The sequence below is a fragment of the Streptomyces sp. NBC_00442 genome, assembly GCF_036014195.1.
GTDB lineage: Bacteria > Actinomycetota > Actinomycetes > Streptomycetales > Streptomycetaceae > Streptomyces.
The window spans coordinates 3,637,060-3,651,495 of the sequence record NZ_CP107918.1 but is presented as its reverse complement, the minus strand read 5'-3'; the positions used below and the strand labels follow the sequence as shown (position 1 = coordinate 3,651,495).

The 14,436-nt window shown below is 70.0% G+C and carries 15 protein-coding genes; 7 read left to right on the top strand and 8 right to left on the bottom strand.

The genetic code is table 11. The annotated features are described in order from the left end of the window. Positions 1–84: 84 nt before the first annotated feature. A complete protein-coding gene (locus tag OG432_RS16540) occupies positions 85–954 on the bottom strand; it encodes an HAD hydrolase family protein (RefSeq protein WP_328311699.1) in 870 nt (289 codons plus the stop codon). A gap of 186 nt (positions 955–1,140) precedes the next feature. On the opposite strand from OG432_RS16540, the gene OG432_RS16535 reads away from it, so the two are divergent. Both OG432_RS16535 and OG432_RS16530 read left to right on the top strand, forming a co-directional pair. After that, positions 1,141–2,025 carry a DUF72 domain-containing protein gene (locus OG432_RS16535; protein WP_328311698.1) on the top strand — a complete coding sequence of 295 codons (885 nt, stop codon included), beginning with the start codon at positions 1,141–1,143 and terminating at the stop codon, positions 2,023–2,025. Beyond that, positions 2,016–2,927, top strand: a complete 912-nt coding sequence (locus tag OG432_RS16530; protein WP_328311696.1) for an LLM class flavin-dependent oxidoreductase — start codon at positions 2,016–2,018, stop codon at positions 2,925–2,927. The genes OG432_RS16535 and OG432_RS16530 overlap by 10 nt, the downstream gene beginning before the upstream one ends. Before the next feature lie 39 nt (positions 2,928–2,966). Here the strand turns inward: OG432_RS16530 and OG432_RS16525 are convergent, their stop codons facing one another. The 3 genes from OG432_RS16525 to OG432_RS16515 all read right to left on the bottom strand — a co-directional run bounded on the left by OG432_RS16525 (position 2,967) and on the right by OG432_RS16515 (position 4,636). Further along, positions 2,967–3,431, bottom strand: coding sequence for a hypothetical protein (locus OG432_RS16525; protein ID WP_328311695.1), 465 nt, complete (start codon positions 3,429–3,431; stop codon positions 2,967–2,969). 25 nt (positions 3,432–3,456) lie between these two features. After that, on the bottom strand, positions 3,457–4,047 hold the full coding sequence (locus OG432_RS16520) for an RNA 2'-phosphotransferase (protein ID WP_328311694.1): 591 nt from the start codon (positions 4,045–4,047) through the stop codon (positions 3,457–3,459). A 73-nt stretch (positions 4,048–4,120) separates the two neighbouring features. Next, the gene (locus OG432_RS16515) at positions 4,121–4,636 is read right to left on the bottom strand and encodes a PadR family transcriptional regulator (protein WP_328311693.1); all 516 of its coding nucleotides are present in this window, start codon (positions 4,634–4,636) and stop codon (positions 4,121–4,123) included. A gap of 111 nt (positions 4,637–4,747) precedes the next feature. On the opposite strand from OG432_RS16515, the gene OG432_RS16510 reads away from it, so the two are divergent. Together OG432_RS16510 and OG432_RS16505 are read left to right on the top strand one after the other, a co-directional pair. Continuing rightward, the gene (locus OG432_RS16510) at positions 4,748–5,305 is read left to right on the top strand and encodes a hypothetical protein (protein WP_328311692.1); all 558 of its coding nucleotides are present in this window, start codon (positions 4,748–4,750) and stop codon (positions 5,303–5,305) included. 2 nt (positions 5,306–5,307) lie between these two features. Continuing rightward, a complete protein-coding gene (locus OG432_RS16505) occupies positions 5,308–6,669 on the top strand; it encodes a carotenoid oxygenase family protein (protein ID WP_328311691.1) in 1,362 nt (453 codons plus the stop codon). A gap of 154 nt (positions 6,670–6,823) precedes the next feature. On the opposite strand, the gene OG432_RS16500 is transcribed toward OG432_RS16505, so the two are convergent. The 4 genes from OG432_RS16500 to OG432_RS16485 are packed head-to-tail and all read right to left on the bottom strand — an operon-like array spanning position 6,824 to position 11,360. After that, the gene (locus OG432_RS16500) at positions 6,824–7,786 is read right to left on the bottom strand and encodes a MerR family transcriptional regulator (RefSeq protein WP_328311690.1); all 963 of its coding nucleotides are present in this window, start codon (positions 7,784–7,786) and stop codon (positions 6,824–6,826) included. Positions 7,787–7,810: 24 nt separating this feature from the next. Further along, positions 7,811–8,743: a metal-dependent hydrolase gene (locus OG432_RS16495; RefSeq protein WP_328311689.1), complete on the bottom strand. Its 933-nt coding sequence runs from the start codon at positions 8,741–8,743 to the stop codon at positions 7,811–7,813. Next, the gene (locus tag OG432_RS16490) at positions 8,740–10,515 is read right to left on the bottom strand and encodes an SDR family oxidoreductase (RefSeq protein ID WP_443058398.1); all 1,776 of its coding nucleotides are present in this window, start codon (positions 10,513–10,515) and stop codon (positions 8,740–8,742) included. The genes OG432_RS16495 and OG432_RS16490 overlap by 4 nt, the downstream gene beginning before the upstream one ends. Next, entirely contained in the window at positions 10,512–11,360 is an 849-nt protein-coding gene (locus OG432_RS16485) for a M24 family metallopeptidase (protein WP_328311688.1), read from the bottom strand. Before OG432_RS16485 ends, OG432_RS16490 begins: the two co-directional genes overlap by 4 nt. A 224-nt stretch (positions 11,361–11,584) precedes the next feature. Between OG432_RS16485 and OG432_RS16480 the strand changes: the two genes are divergently transcribed. Genes OG432_RS16480 through OG432_RS16470 form a run of 3 tightly spaced genes read left to right on the top strand, consistent with a single transcriptional unit; the run spans position 11,585 to position 14,422 of the window. After that, positions 11,585–12,637, top strand: a complete 1,053-nt coding sequence (locus OG432_RS16480; RefSeq protein ID WP_443058397.1) for an ABC transporter ATP-binding protein — start codon at positions 11,585–11,587, stop codon at positions 12,635–12,637. Then, positions 12,627–13,514 (top strand): ABC transporter permease, encoded by an 888-nt coding sequence (locus tag OG432_RS16475; RefSeq protein WP_328311687.1) that lies wholly within the window; start codon positions 12,627–12,629, stop codon positions 13,512–13,514. Before OG432_RS16480 ends, OG432_RS16475 begins: the two co-directional genes overlap by 11 nt. Then, on the top strand, positions 13,511–14,422 hold the full coding sequence (locus tag OG432_RS16470; protein WP_328311686.1) for an ABC transporter ATP-binding protein: 912 nt from the start codon (positions 13,511–13,513) through the stop codon (positions 14,420–14,422). The genes OG432_RS16475 and OG432_RS16470 overlap by 4 nt, the downstream gene beginning before the upstream one ends. Positions 14,423–14,436: the final 14 nt, after the last annotated feature.

The window sequence follows — 14,436 nt, the reverse complement described above, 5'->3', positions numbered from 1 at the left end:
CGGGCGTCCGATGCCTGTTTCACGTGAAACAAGCGTCGGCCCGTTTCACGTGAAACACCGGCCGTCCGCGCGCCGATCCAGGGGTCAGAGAGCCTTGAGGATCTGCTCGATCACGACCGCGACGCCGTCCTCGTTGTTGGCGGTGGTGCGCCCGGAAGCGGCGGCGAGGACATCGGGATGGGCGTTGCCCATCGCGTAGGACATGCCCGCCCAGCTCAGCATCTCCATGTCGTTCGGCATGTCGCCGAAGGCCACCACCTCGGTGGGAGAGATGCCCCGCTCGGTGCAGCACAGAGCCAGGGTGGAAGCCTTGGAGACGCCCGCGCCGCTGATCTCCAGGAGCGCGGTCGGGCTGGACCGGGTGACCTCGGCGCGTGCTCCGACCGCGGTGCGGGCCAGGGCGAGGAAGTCGTCGGGGGCCAGCTCGGGGTGGAAGGCGAGCACCTTGAGCACCGGATGGCCGCCCGTGTCGGCGTCCTCGGCCAGCAACTTCTCGGCGGGAGCGATGCTTGCCGCCGGGTCCATGTGCAGCGGCGGGTAGGCGAGTTCGTGGTGGAAGCCAGTGGTGCGCTCGACCGCGAAGGACGTGCCGGGCACGGCCGCACGCAGCAGCGCGACGACATCGCGGGCGGCGGGCCCCTCCAGGGGCCGTACCTTCACGAACCGGGGTCCGTCGCCGTCGCCGTGCAGATCGACGACGGCCGCGCCGTTGCCGCAGATGGCCAGACCGTGGCCGTGGACATGGGCGCTGACGACACCCATCCACCGGGCCGGGCGGCCCGTAACGAAGAAGACCTCGATGCCCGCCTCCTCTGCGGCGGCCAGGGCCGCGACCGTACGGTCCGACACGGACTTGTCGTCACGCAGCAGGGTGCCGTCCAGGTCCGTCGCGATGAGCCGCGGCGCGGTGGGGACGGGGCGAATGGCCGGGGCGGGATCCGTAGCAGAGGTCACCGGCTCATTGTCCCGTATGTGAGTGCACGTGCGTGCGAGTGGGCGCACAGATGAGAGCGCTGACCGGTGCGCCCGGGGCACAGGGGGGCGTACGCGACGGTGGTGGTGCTCCGGGCCGGCCGGACGCGGCGGCCACCCAGCTGGCTCGGGACGAATCCGTCACGTGGTCCGGGGAAGGCTCGCGCGATGGGACGGATCCGGGTCGGAACCTGCTCGTGGACGGACAAGGCGCTGGTGTCCAGCGGCTGGTATCCCAAGGGCCGTCGTGACGCGGAGGGCAGATTGCGGCACTACGCCGAGCAGTTCCCCGTGGCCGAGGTGGACTCCACGTATTACGGGCTGCCCAGCATCCGCAACAGTCTGCTGTGGGCCGACCGCACCCCGGAGGGCTTCCGATTCGATGTGAAGGCGTTCTCCCTGCTCACCGGGCACCCGACTCGGCCTGAAGCGTTGCCCGCCGACCTGCGTCCGGCCCTAGCGCGGCAACGGGCGGCCCGTGATGAGGGACTGCTCGACGAGGTGTGGAACCGGTTCGGCGCAGCCCTCGGACCGCTTCGCGCGTCCGGCCGCCTGGGCACGGTCCTCTTCCAGTTTCCGCCGCAGCTCGCACCGGGGAAGGCCGCCGTCGCGTTCCTTCGCCGGTGCCGTGAGCGGGCCGCGGGGTGGCCGATGGCCGTGGAGTTCCGGCACCCCGACTGGTGGCGCGCCGAGCACATCGATGCGACGAGCGCCCTGCTGACGGAGCTGGGCACGGCCGCCGTGGCCGTGGACATGGTTCAGACACTCCCCGCCTCCGTCCCACCGGTCGTACGCGTCACCTCGCCGGAACTCGCCCTGGTGCGCTTCCACGGCCGCAGCACCGCATGGGGAACCGGCACCAAGGAAGAGCGGTTCCGCCACGGATACGCGCCCGAGGAGCTCGCCGAATGGGTTCCGCGCGTCCACGCGATGGCCGAGCGGGCCCGGGAGGTGCACGTCCTGTTCAACAACTGTTGTGGGGACGCCGCCGTGCGGGCCGCCCGGTCGATGCGGGACCTGCTCGGCTCTCGTAGGGTCGACCCATGCGACTGAGCACTGTGATTCTGCCGATCGACCGCTGGCACGACGGCGGTCGCGACACCTGGCTGCGCGCCGAGGAACTCGGCTTCCACACCGCGTACACCTATGACCATCTGTCGTGGCGGACCTTCCGGGACGGACCGTGGTTCGGCGCGGTCCCCACGCTCACCGCCGCCGCTGCCGCCACCACCCGGATGAGGCTGGGCACGCTCGTCACCTCGCCCAACTTCCGGCACCCGGTGACGCTCGCCAAGGATCTGCTCACTCTCGACGACGTGTCCGAGGGCCGGCTCACCCTCGGGATCGGCGCGGGCGGCAACGGCTTCGACGCCACCGTGCTGGGGCAGGAGGCGTGGACGCCACGGGAACGTGCGGACCGCTTCGGCGAGTTCGTGCCGCTGCTCGACCGGCTGCTCACCGAGGAGTCGGTGACGTACGACGGCACCTTCTACTCGGCCGTCGAGGCGCGCAACATCCCCGGATGCGTACAGCGGCCCAGGATCCCCTTCGCGGTGGCCGCGACCGGCCCGCGCGGGCTGAGGCTGGCCGCGCGCCACGGGCAGGCGTGGGTGACCACGGGCGATCCGAAGCTGTTCGAGACCGGCACGCCCGAGCAGTCCCTCGACGCGATCGGCGGCCAGCTCAAGAAGCTGGGCGCGGCCTGCGAGGAGATCGGGCGGGACGTGGACGAGCTGGACAAGGTCCTGCTCACCGGCTTCACTCCTGAGGCCGGGCGGGTGTTGGAATCCCTCGACGCGTTCGTGGACTTCGCGGGTCGGCACTTCGAGCTCGGCATCACCGAGATCGTTCTGCACACACCGATCCCGGACTCCGACTTCGCCGCCGATCCGCGGGTCTTCGAGAGGATCGCGACCGAGGGGCTCGCGCAGCTGGGCGGTCAGGGCCGGTCCTAGCCCCTGCCGTTCGGACCGGTCCGAACGGCAGGGGGGTGTTCAGCCCTTCCTGCCCCGCACGTGTGCGCTCATCCAGGGGGTGAGTGCGCCGAGCAGGACCAGCTCCCTGTAGGTCTCGTCGCCGGGAAGGGGCACGACCAGCCACCAGCCCGGTGGGAAGACGCGGCCCTTGATGTGGGCGAGACCGCCGTAGAGGGAGCGCAGGAAGGCCGGCACGTGGTCGCGCGGAACGTCGTCGAACTGCACGCCGTCGACGGTGATCTGGGCGTCGTCCTCCGGATACACCCGTACGGTCACGGACGGGGAGCCGCCCAGTTCGACGAATGCCTCGTGGGGCAGCGATCCGTCGGGGTCGAGGACCGTGAACGCGCCGGCGGAGGTGCGGCGTGAGGTGCGGTCGGCGCCGATGTCGTCGGTGACCTCGACGTCGAGCCGGTGCTCGTCGGCGACCACGCGGATCGCGCCGACGACGGACTCGGTGGTGGGCAGATGCGGATGAACCATGCCGTCGATCATGCCAAGCGCGCACTCAGCCCGGTAGCCGCACGTACTCCGGCGGCACCGCGTCGGTGAGCCAGACCCCGTTGGCGCTGACGTGGAAGACATGGCCGGCCCGGTGCATGGCGCCGGCGTCCACGCTCAGCACGACGGGACGGCCACGGCGGGCTCCGACCCGGCCGGCGGTCTCCCGGTCGGGTGAGAGGTGGACGTGGTGGCGGTCCATCGGGCGCAGGCCTTCGGCTCGGATCGCGTCGAGGGTGCGGGCCACGGTGCCGTGGTAGAGGTACGCGGGTGGTTCGGCGGCCGGCAGGTCCAGGTCGACGGCGACGGTGTGGCCCTGGCTGGCCCTGATCCGGTCGCCCTCCACGGCGAAACGCCGCTTGTCGTTGGTGGCCACCACATGGTCGAACTCGGTGCGGGTGATGGGGAAGTGGTGCGCGGCCGCGGCCCGCAGCAGCACGTCGATCTCCACCCAGCCGTTCGGGTCGAGTGCGACACCGATCCGTTCGGGCTGGTGGCGCAGGTGTTTCGACAGGTACTTGGACACCTTGACGGTGCGTCTGTCGTCCGGGAGCGGTCGCGCGCCGTCACGCGCGGGCTCCTGAGGGGGGAATGTCATGGCGCCAGGGTGCCGGGCGGCACAGGGGCCCGGCATCCCAATTTCCTTGGGCGGCCCGGAAGCTCGTGCTCGGTCAGGGCGCGAGCTCCTGTGCCGCCCACCGTGCCCATTCCTCGTGCATGGCGCTCAGGCGTTTGCCGTATTCGAGGGCGAGGCGGCCGTGCACCGAAATCCGGTCGTCTCCCCAGTCGATGGATGCCTCCGCGTGCTGGAGGCCGGTGAGTTGGCGGGCCGAGCGTTCGGCTTCGTTGAGCAGATAGGTCTGCGCCTCGATGCGGGTGAGTTCGCCGAGGAAGAAGACCCGGAGCAAGGAGTCGCTCCGGCGGGTGCGGACCGGCTCGACCTCGGTGAGCCAGTGGCGCAGCTCGGCTCGGCCCGCGGCGGTGATCGCGTACTCCTTGCGCCCGCGGGGGCCCTCGGCCGAGACCTCGACGAGCGCGGCATCGGCGAGTTTGCCCAGCTCTCCGTAGACCTGGCTCTGCGTCGCCGACCAGACGTGGGCGAGTGAGGTCTCGAACAGCTTCATCAGGTCGTAGCCGCTGGCCGGACGGTCGGACAGCAGGCCCAGGACTGCATGACGGAGACTCATGCACTCACTCTACATTCCACTCTTGACACGTCAATTGAGGAACCTCTACATTCGACATGTCGAAGTTGGAATGTGGAGCCGGGTGGAGACGCCCGGGACAAAGGGGGATCCATGAACTACCTGCGCGGTTTCATCCCGTGGATCGTGTTCGCCGCCGTCGGCAGCGCGCACTGGCAGTGGGGCGCGCTCGCCGCCCTCGTCACGGGCGCCTACCTCTTCGCCATGGACCGCAGGCGAGGCGTGAGCGCCGACTCCCTGATCCTGGAGCAGTCCACGATCGCCTTCTTCGCCGTCCTGAGCGTCATAGCCTTCGCCGCCACGGACAGCGGGCTGCGTGAGTACGGTGGCGCGCTGGCCACCGGATGGCTGGCGCTGACCGCCTGGGCCACGCTCGCCGTCCGCAAGCCCTTCACCACGGGCATCGCCAAGCGGCAGGCGCCGCGCGAGGTGTGGACCAACCCGGTGTTCCTCCGGATCAACGTGGTGCTGACCTCCGTCTGGGCGCTCGCCTTCACGCTGACCGCCCTGGCGCTCGCGGTCATCGACGCTCAGTCCCTGGGCAGCACCGCCTCGATCGTCGCCCAGGTCGCGGGCTTCGCCATCCCGGCCGTCATCACCGCCCAGTACCCGGAGCGCGCCCGCCGCGCCGCCGTCCACAAGGGGGCCTGACCATGACAGCGACACGCGGCGCCGCCGCGCTGCCGGCCGCACACCTCGCGGGCAATTTCGCACCGGTCCCGCAAGAGCTGACCACATACGAGCTGCCGGTCACCGGCGCCATACCGTCGGAGCTGTCCGGCTGGTACGTCCGCAACGGCCCCAACCCGCAGGACGCCGCGTCCCCGCACTGGTTCTTCGGGGACGGGATGGTGCACGGAGTCCGGCTCGAAGGTGGCAGGGCCCGGTCCTACCGCAATCGCTGGGTGCGCACCTCCACGTTCACCGACGGGGCGCGGACCCACGATCGTGAGGGCAACACCGACTACACCGCCGGAGTCGCCAACACCCACGTGGTGCGCCACGCGGGCCGCACCCTGGCCCTGGTCGAGTCGTCCTTCCCGTACGAGCTGGACTGCCGGCCCGGGTACGAACTGGAGACGCTGGGGCCGTACGACTTCGGCGGGCGCCTCACCACTGCCATGACCGCTCACCCCAAGACCTGCCCCGTCACGGGGGAGCTGCATTTCTTCGGGTACGGCACGGTCCGCGAGCCATATCTCACGTACCACCGTGCCGACGCGAAGGGCGAGTTGGTGGTGAGCCGCCCGGTGGAGGTGCCGGCGGCGACGATGATGCACGACTTCCACCTCACGGCCTCCCACGTGGTGTTCATGGATCTCCCCGCGGTCTTCGATCTGGGGACGGCGATGCGACCCGGCGGCGGCATGCCCTATCGGTGGGACGCGGAGCACGGGGCACGGCTGGGCGTGCTGCGCAGAGACGATCCCCACGGTGAGGTGCGGTGGCTGACGATCGACCCCTGCTACGTCTTCCACGCGCTGAACGCGTACGACGAGCCGGGCGACGGCGCCGGGCGCGGGGACCGGATCGTGCTGCACGTGGTCCGGTACGAGCGACTGGGGGTCGAGCGGCCTTCGCTGTGGAAGTGGACGCTGGAGCTGGAGACCCGCGTGGCCCACGAGGAGCAGATCGACGACCAGGCCTGCGAGTTTCCCCGTATCGACGACCGGCTCGCCGGCCTTGAAGCCCGGTTCGGGCACGTCGCGGTGGCGCAGTCGCCGTCCTCGGGGCCCATACCGGGGGCGCTGCTCCGGTACGACCTGCGGACGGGATCGGTGGCGCGGCACGACTTCGGAGCGGGGCGGACCCCGGCCGAGGCGGCGTTCGCCCCGGCGGACGACCGGCCGGGTGGGCCGGGCTGGCTGCTCACCTATGTGTACGACGCCGCCAGGGACGCGAGCGATCTCGTCGTCATCGATGCGGACAACCTTGCCGCTCCGCCGGTCGCGACGGTCCACCTTCCCCAGCGCGTGCCCTTCGGGTTCCACGGCAACTGGCTCGCGGATCGCTAAAGAGTGACGTCAATCACCCGTTCGGACAAGGGTAGTTGGGTTTGTTCCACAGTGAAGTCAAGTTATCCACAGGTATTTTGACCTCACTGTGGACAACTGACTTTCCATTTAGGCGATTTGCTCAAATCGACAGAGAGGGAGGTGAATTGACCTCTTAGTCCCTCTTGTCTGTTCCGGGTTGGCCGGTCAGCGCGTCCAACGTACGTGCCTGGACCTCCCGTTCGGCGGCCGCGGTGATGAACGCGGCGACGTTGTCCGGGCCGACCAGGGCCTGGACGGCTCGGATGGTGGGGGCGGGGAGCGTCACGGGGGCGGGGTCCGGGCCGGGCGGGGTGGTGGCCGGGGCGCCCAGGTGCTGCTGAAGATGGCGGGTGGCGAACAAGCGCATGGCGCGGGCAAGTTCGGCGTCCACGGTCTGCTGGGCCAGGGGGCGCAGGCGGCGTACCAGATCGGCCGCCTCGGTGGCCTCCGTGTCGGTCGGTGGCCGTGGGCCGAGGTAGCGGGCGAAGACGTGTTCCGTGGTGAAGTCGAGGAAGCGGGCCGCGATGTGTTCGACCTGGCCGCGCAGTTCGCGCAGATGGCCGGAGATGGCGTCGAGCGGCACACCGGCCGCGTGCAATTCGGCCGCCACGGCCAGTTCTTGGGGGCTGGGGACGAGGAACTCGGTGGCGTTGTCCGGAATGCGTTCCAGGATGCCGAGCTCGACCGCCTCGGCCACGGCGTTGTCGTCGGGATCGCCGCCGAACGTCGCGTCGAGATCGGCTCGGGAGATCCGAGCGGCCTCCTCGTCGGTCCAGGGGCCGTCGACCTCGACGACCAGGCCGAGCACACCGCCGAGCCCGCGGCCGGAGTCCCAGGCCTCCAGGAGTTCCTTGATGGAGGCCAGGGTGTAGCCGCGGTCGAGCAGATCGGCGATCTGGTGCAGCCGGGCCAGATGGGTGTCGCCGTACACATTGGAGCGACCGCGTCGCTCGGGCCGGGGCAGCAGCCCGCGGTCCTGGTAGGCGCGGATCGTGCGGACCGTGGCGCCACTGGCGTGCGCCAGGTCCTCGATCCGGTACTCGGCCGGAGCCGGCGGCTGCGATGCCCCATGCTGACGTGCTGACTGCCCGGACAAACCCACTCCTCCGACCCACTCCCTCTAACCCAGGGCGGCGCGGCCCACGGCACCCGCCGCCGCTCGGGCCGCCGGCGAGGTCGCGAGGTAGTCGACGGCCTTGCGCAAGGAACCCTCCTGCGAGGGATGGTACGACCGGCGCAGATAGCGGGGTACGGCCGAGCCCAGCTCCTTCCAGGTGGGCAGCAGGCCACGGCGTACCGCCCGGTTGTGCTCACGCAGCGAATAGCGTGCCCGGCCCGCGAGTTGGGGGTCGTGCCGGATCAGATAGGAGGCGCCCCACGCCCAGAGCCACAGCAGCACCGGAGCGACGACGGCCATCCCCTCGACGCGGCGGGCGTAGCGAGGCAGGCCGGAGCCGCCGCAGTGCTGGTACATGTCGAAGGCGACCGCCCGGTGCTCTACCTCCTCCGCGCCGTGCCAGCGCAGCAGATCGAGCATTACCGCGTCGCATCCGGCCCGGTCCAGGCCCTCGGCGGCCAGTACCCAGGTGCCGAGGACGGCCGTGAACTGCTCGATGGCGGCGATCAGCGAGAGCCGGAAGCGCAACCACTCCTGCGTCGGGACCGGCGCACCGAACGGCGGCGTCTCGCCGAGGAGTTTCTCGAAGAGGAAGTCGACGTGCCGGGTGTAGGGCCCGGTGTCGAGCCGTTGGCGTGCCAAGTGGTCCAGTACAAAGGCGTGTTGGACGCTGTGGGTGGCCTCCTGGCCCATGAACCCCTTGACGTCCTTGAGCAGCAGGGGGTCGGTGACCAGCGGCAGGGCTTCCTTGAACACCTTCACGAACCAGCGCTCGCCCGCCGGCAGCAGCAGGTGCAGCACATTGATGACATGGGTGGCGGTGGGCTCGTCCGGTATCCAGTGCAGCGGCGTCTCGTCCCAGTCGAACGAGACCCGCCGCGGGGATATCCGGTAGTGCTCGTCGCCCGTCGATCCGTCCCGGCGCTCGGTACTCACAGCGGCGGCTCCAATCGGGCGATCGCGCGGAGCGTCCTCGGCATGAACCGGGACATGAGATGGGCACCGCGCGCCTCGGGTGTCACCGGCACCACGGCCTGGTTCTTCACCACGGCGCGCAGGATCGCCGAAGCGACCTTCTCCGGCGGGAAGTTGCGCAGCCCGTACAGGCGCGAGGTCTTCTTCTGGAGACGCTTCTCCTCGGTGGTGTCCGCCCCGGCGAAATGCGTGGTCGAGGTGATGTTGGTGTTGACCAGGCCGGGGCAGATCGCCGAGACGCCGATGCCCTGGCCGGCCAGTTCGGCGCGCAGACACTCGCTGAGCATCAGGACCGCCGCCTTCGACGTGCTGTAGGCGGGCAGCGCCCGGGACGGCTGGTAGGCGGCCGCCGAAGCGGTGTTGACGATGTGGCCGCCCTGTCCGCGGTCGGCCATCTGCTTGCCGAAGATCCGGCAGCCATGGATGACGCCCCACAGATTGACGTCGAGGACCTTCCTCCAGTCCTCGGCGGTGGTGTCGAAGAACGAGCCGGAGAGCCCGATACCCGCGTTGTTGACCAGGACGTCGACGATGCCGTATTCGGAGGCGACCTTTTCGGCGAGTTTCTCCATCGCCTGCTCGTCACTGACGTCGACGGCCTCGCCCCAGGCCTCGGGTGCGCCGATCAGCCGGGACATCTCGGCCGTCCGGCCGGCTCCCTCGGCGTCCCGGTCCACGGCGACGATACGAGCCCCCGCCTCGGCGAACGCGAAGGCCGTGGCGCGGCCGATGCCGCTCGCGGCCCCCGTCACCAGGACGAGCTGCCCGGCGAACCGGTCGGCGTGCGGCCCGGTCGCGACGGTGTCCTGCGCCGGTATGCCGTCCTCGTTGGCCCGGACGAACTCGGTGATCCAGGAGGCCAGTTGGTCGGGCCGGGTGCGCGGCACCCAGTGTTTGGCGGGGAGGGTGCGCCGCACCAGACGGGGCGCCCAATGCTCAAGATCGGCGGAGAGCTTCGGCGAGAGGAACGCGTCGTCGAGCGGAGTGATCAACTGGACGGGCACATGGGCGTAGGCGTCGGTGCGCGGGCGGCGCAGCCGGGCGCGGACGTTGTCGCGGTAGAGCCACGCGCCGTGTGCCGCGTCCTGCGGCAGTGAGGACGTGGGATAGCCGTCGGCGGGCACCTTCTCCACCCGCTGAAGGATCTTGGGCCACTGCTTGCCCAGCGGACCACGCCAGGCGAGCTCGGGAAGGACCGGCGTGTGCAGCATGTACACGTACCAGGACTTGGCGCCCTGGCCGAGGAGCTGGGCCGCCGCGCGCGGGCTCGGGCGGCTCATGCGCTTCTTGATCCAGTGGCCGAAGTGGTCGAGCGAGGGGCCCGACATGGAGGTGAAGGAGGCGATGCGGCCCTCGGTGCGCTCGACGGTCGCGAACTCCCAGCCCTGGACCGACCCCCAGTCGTGCCCCACCAGGTGGACCGGCCGGCCGGGGCTGACCGCGTCCGCGACCGCCAGGAAGTCGTCGGTCAGCTTCTCCAGCGTGAACCCGCCGCGCAACGGCGCGGGCGCCGTGGAACGGCCGTGGCCCCGGACGTCGTACAGCACCACGTGGAAGTGCTCGGCGAGCCGCCCGGCCACCTCCGACCACACCTCCTTGCTGTCCGGGTAGCCGTGCACGAGCAGCACGGTCGGCTGGGTGTCGTCGCCCAGCTCCGCCACGCACAGCTCTATGCCGCCGGTCCGCACCCAGCGCTCGCGCGCTCCCTCGATGTGCCCGTTCGTCACGCTCACGCCGCCTTCTCCTCGGCCCAGCGCCGCACATGCGGCAGGTCGTCGTCCAGCCAGAACGCGCTCTGCTCCGGGTCCCTGGAGTCGGTGACGACCAGGATCTCCTCGAACTTCGCGCCCGTACCCCGGAAGCCGAGGTGCGGCTCGACCGCCCACAGCCCCGGGTGGGGCGGGTGGTCGGAGAACTTGTAGGGGGACCACAGGGGCGACCAGCCGTCCCGGTGGCCGTGGACCGCATCGCTCGCCAGGCCCTTGAGCGCCTGGGTGCCGAACCCGAAGACCTTCGGCGACCAGCGGCGCTCCTTCACCCGGTCGATCTTGTGGGCGATCACGCCGAACGGGTAGGCGCGGTGCCGGTTGGCGTAGCCCTGGCGGACCATGAGCCGGTCGACGCTCTCGTAGATCTCGCGCAGCGGCCGCTTCTCGCGCACCTCGCGCAGGATCAGCGCCCGGTGCGCCTCCAGGTCGGCGAGCAGCCGGTCGTGCACCGGGTTGAGACCGAGGCAGCCCGAGTAGCCGATGTCGGCGGTGAAGCCCTTGTAGACGGGGGCCATGTCGAGGATGAAGGGCATCCCCGCCTCCAGGCGCCGGTTGGTGGGGAAGAACTGCAGCGGCACGCGGAAGTTCACGAACGCCGTGCGGTCACCGAACCAGGCGAACGGCAGGTGGAACCAGTCGCGCACGCCCCGCTCACGCAGCCACTCGCGCTGCATGCGGGCCGCCTCCCGCTCGGTCACCCCCGGCTTGAGCTGGGCGGCGACCGCCTCCGCGCACGCGTACGCGAGGCTCTGCACTTCCCTGAACCCGCTCAGCCGCGTGTCGGGTTGAGCCTTCACTGCCGATGGCATCCGTCCACCCCTGTCGCCCTACGCGTGCGTAACTTGACACTGATGAATGTGACAATGACCGGCGGCTGCGTCAAGGGCCCTGCACCAGCCTGTGGACAACGGCGCGACGGTGGACAACCGCGTCACTCGGGCCGGGGAACCCATCAGCCTCACGTACGGGGTCCCCTACGGGGCCGTACCTCTGGAGTCGGAGATCGATCCAGCCGTCTGGGCTGACGATTCCTGTGGCCCACGCCACTACCGTCGATGACGTGACTGTGATCGCGACCGAAAGCCTGAGCAAGCGGTTCCCCAGGGTGACCGCGCTTGACCGGCTCTCGTTGGACATCGGCCCCGGAGTGACCGGGCTGGTGGGCGCCAACGGAGCCGGCAAGTCCACGTTGATCAAGATTCTTCTTGGTCTCTCGCCCGCCACGGAGGGCACCGCCGCCGTGCTCGGTCTGGACGTCGCCACCAGTGGCGGCGCCATCCGTGAGCGGGTGGGCTACATGCCGGAGCACGACTGCCTGCCGCCCGACGTCTCGGCCACCGAGTTCGTCGTCCACATGGCACGCATGTCGGGCCTGCCGGCCACCGCGGCCCGCGAACGCACCGCGGACACCTTGCGCCACGTCGGCCTCTACGAGGAGCGCTACCGCCCCATCGGCGGCTATTCCACCGGCATGAAGCAGCGGGTCAAGCTCGCTCAAGCCCTCGTCCACGACCCCCAGTTGGTTCTCCTGGACGAGCCGACCAACGGCCTCGACCCGGTCGGCCGCGACGAGATGCTCGGCCTGATCCGCCGCATCCACAGCGACTTCGGCATCTCGGTCCTGGTCACCTCGCACCTCCTGGGCGAGCTGGAGCGCACCTGCGACCACGTCGTGGTCATCGACGGCGGCAAGCTGCTGCGCTCCAGTTCCACCAGCGACTTCACCCAGACCACCACCACCCTGGCCGTCGAGGTCACCGACTCCGACACCCACCGCGACGGAACGGAAGCGGTCCGCGCGGCGCTGACCGCGGCCGGCCTCACGCTGCACGCCGGTGTCGAGGACGGACTGCCCGGCGCCGGTCACATCCTGCTGGTCGAGGCCACCGGCGAGGATGTCCACGACACGGTCCGCGACACCGTGGCCGACCTCGGTCTCGGTCTCGTACGGATGGAACAACGCCGTCACCACATCGCCGAGGTGTTCCAGACCCCGGCGACGGAGCCGGTCTCCGAACGCGCCGCCGCGTGGGCAGCCACCGCGTCCGGCGCCGAGCAGAAGGGAGGCGGCCGCGATGGCAAGTGACAGCGCCCAGACCCAGATCCACAACATCGGCTACCGCAACTACGACGGGCCGCGCCTCGGCCGGGCCTACGCCCGCAGGTCCCTCTTCTCGCAGTCGCTGCGCGGTGCGTACGGCCTCGGCCGCAGCGCCAAGTCCAAGGTCCTGCCCATGCTGCTCTTCGCGGTGATGTGCGTGCCGGCGGCCATCATGGTCGCGGTCGCCGTCGCCACGAAGGCCAACGACCTGCCGGTGCAGTACACGCGGTACGCGATCCTGTTGCAGGCCGTCATCGGTCTGTTCGTCGCGGCCCAGGCGCCCCAGTCGGTCTCACGCGACCTGCGCTTCAAGACGGTGCCGCTGTACTTCTCGCGGCCGATCGAGCACGTCGACTACGTCCTGGCCAAGTTCGCCGCCATGGCGTCGGCCTTGTTCGTCATTACGGGCGTGCCGCTGGTGATCCTGTATATCGGTGCTCTACTCGCCAAACTCGACTTCGCGGACCAGACCAAGGGGTTCGCCGAGGGGCTGGTCTCGGTGGCACTGCTCTCCCTCCTCTTCGCCGGCCTCGGCCTGGTCATCGCCGCGCTGACGCCGCGCCGCGGATTCGGCGTCGCCGCCGTCATCGCCGTACTGACGGTCTCCTTCGGAGCGGTCTCCGCGGTCCAGGCCATCGCCTTCAACCAGGGCTCACCCGGCGCGGTCCAGTGGATCGGCCTGTTCTCCCCCATCACGCTCATCGACGGCGTACAGACCGCGTTCCTCGGAGCGAGCTCCAGCTTCCCCGGCGGGAGCGGCCCGGGGTCCGGTGCCGGAGTGCTCTACCTGCTCGTCGTCCTCGCGCTGATCTACGGCTCGTTCGCCGTGCTGACGCGCCGCTACCGGAAGGTGGGGCTGTGACCACCATCGAGATCGACCACACCTCACGCTGGTTCGGCAACGTGGTGGCGGTCAACGACGTCACCATGACGATCGGCCCCGGTGTCACCGGCCTGCTCGGTCCCAACGGGGCGGGAAAGTCCACCCTCATCAACATGATGGGCGGTTTCCTCGCCCCCTCCACGGGCACGGTCACGCTCGACGGCGAACAGATCTGGCGCAACGAGTCCGTCTACAAGAAGGTCGGCATCGTCCCCGAGCGGGAAGCCATGTACGACTTCCTCACGGGACGCGAATTCGTCGTCGCCAACGCCGAGTTGCACGGCCTCGGTGCTCGCGAGGCCGGTCAGGCCCTGGCCACGGTCGAGATGGAGTACGCGCAGGACCGCAAGATCCAGACCTACAGCAAGGGCATGCGCCAGCGCGTCAAGATGGCCTCCGCCCTCGTCCACAACCCGTCGGTGCTGCTGCTCGACGAGCCGTTCAACGGCATGGACCCGCGCCAGCGCATGCAACTGATGGAGCTGCTGCGGCGGATGGGGGCGGAGGGCCGCACGGTCCTGTTCTCCTCGCACATCCTCGAAGAGGTCGAGCAGCTCGCCTCGCACATCGAGGTCATCGTGGCCGGGCGGCACGCCGCCAGTGGCGACTTCCGCAAGATCCGCCGTCTCATGACGGACCGCCCGCACCGCTATCTGATCCGTTCGAGCGACGACCGCGCGCTGGCCGCGGCGCTGATCGCCGACCCCTCGACCGCCGGGATCGAGGTGGACCTCAAGGAGGGCGCCCTGCGCATCCAGGCCGTCGACTTCGGCCGGTTCACCACGCTGCTCCCGCGAGTGGCCCAGGCGAACGGCATCCGTCTGCTGACGGTCTCGCCGTCCGACGAGTCCCTCGAATCCGTCTTCTCCTACCTCGTAGCGGCCTGAGCGCCTCCAGAAAG

Coding starts and splice junctions, on each gene's coding strand:
- OG432_RS16530 (WP_328311696.1), top strand. CDS start 2,016: ATGCGACTGAGCACTGTGATTCTGCCGATCGACCGCTGGCACGACGGC.
- OG432_RS16525 (WP_328311695.1), bottom strand. CDS start 3,431: ATGGTTCATCCGCATCTGCCCACCACCGAGTCCGTCGTCGGCGCGATC.
- OG432_RS16475 (WP_328311687.1), top strand. CDS start 12,627: ATGGCAAGTGACAGCGCCCAGACCCAGATCCACAACATCGGCTACCGC.
- OG432_RS16515 (WP_328311693.1), bottom strand. CDS start 4,636: ATGAGTCTCCGTCATGCAGTCCTGGGCCTGCTGTCCGACCGTCCGGCC.
- OG432_RS16535 (WP_328311698.1), top strand. CDS start 1,141: ATGGGACGGATCCGGGTCGGAACCTGCTCGTGGACGGACAAGGCGCTG.
- OG432_RS16510 (WP_328311692.1), top strand. CDS start 4,748: ATGAACTACCTGCGCGGTTTCATCCCGTGGATCGTGTTCGCCGCCGTC.
- OG432_RS16520 (WP_328311694.1), bottom strand. CDS start 4,047: ATGACATTCCCCCCTCAGGAGCCCGCGCGTGACGGCGCGCGACCGCTC.
- OG432_RS16485 (WP_328311688.1), bottom strand. CDS start 11,360: ATGCCATCGGCAGTGAAGGCTCAACCCGACACGCGGCTGAGCGGGTTC.
- OG432_RS16505 (WP_328311691.1), top strand. CDS start 5,308: ATGACAGCGACACGCGGCGCCGCCGCGCTGCCGGCCGCACACCTCGCG.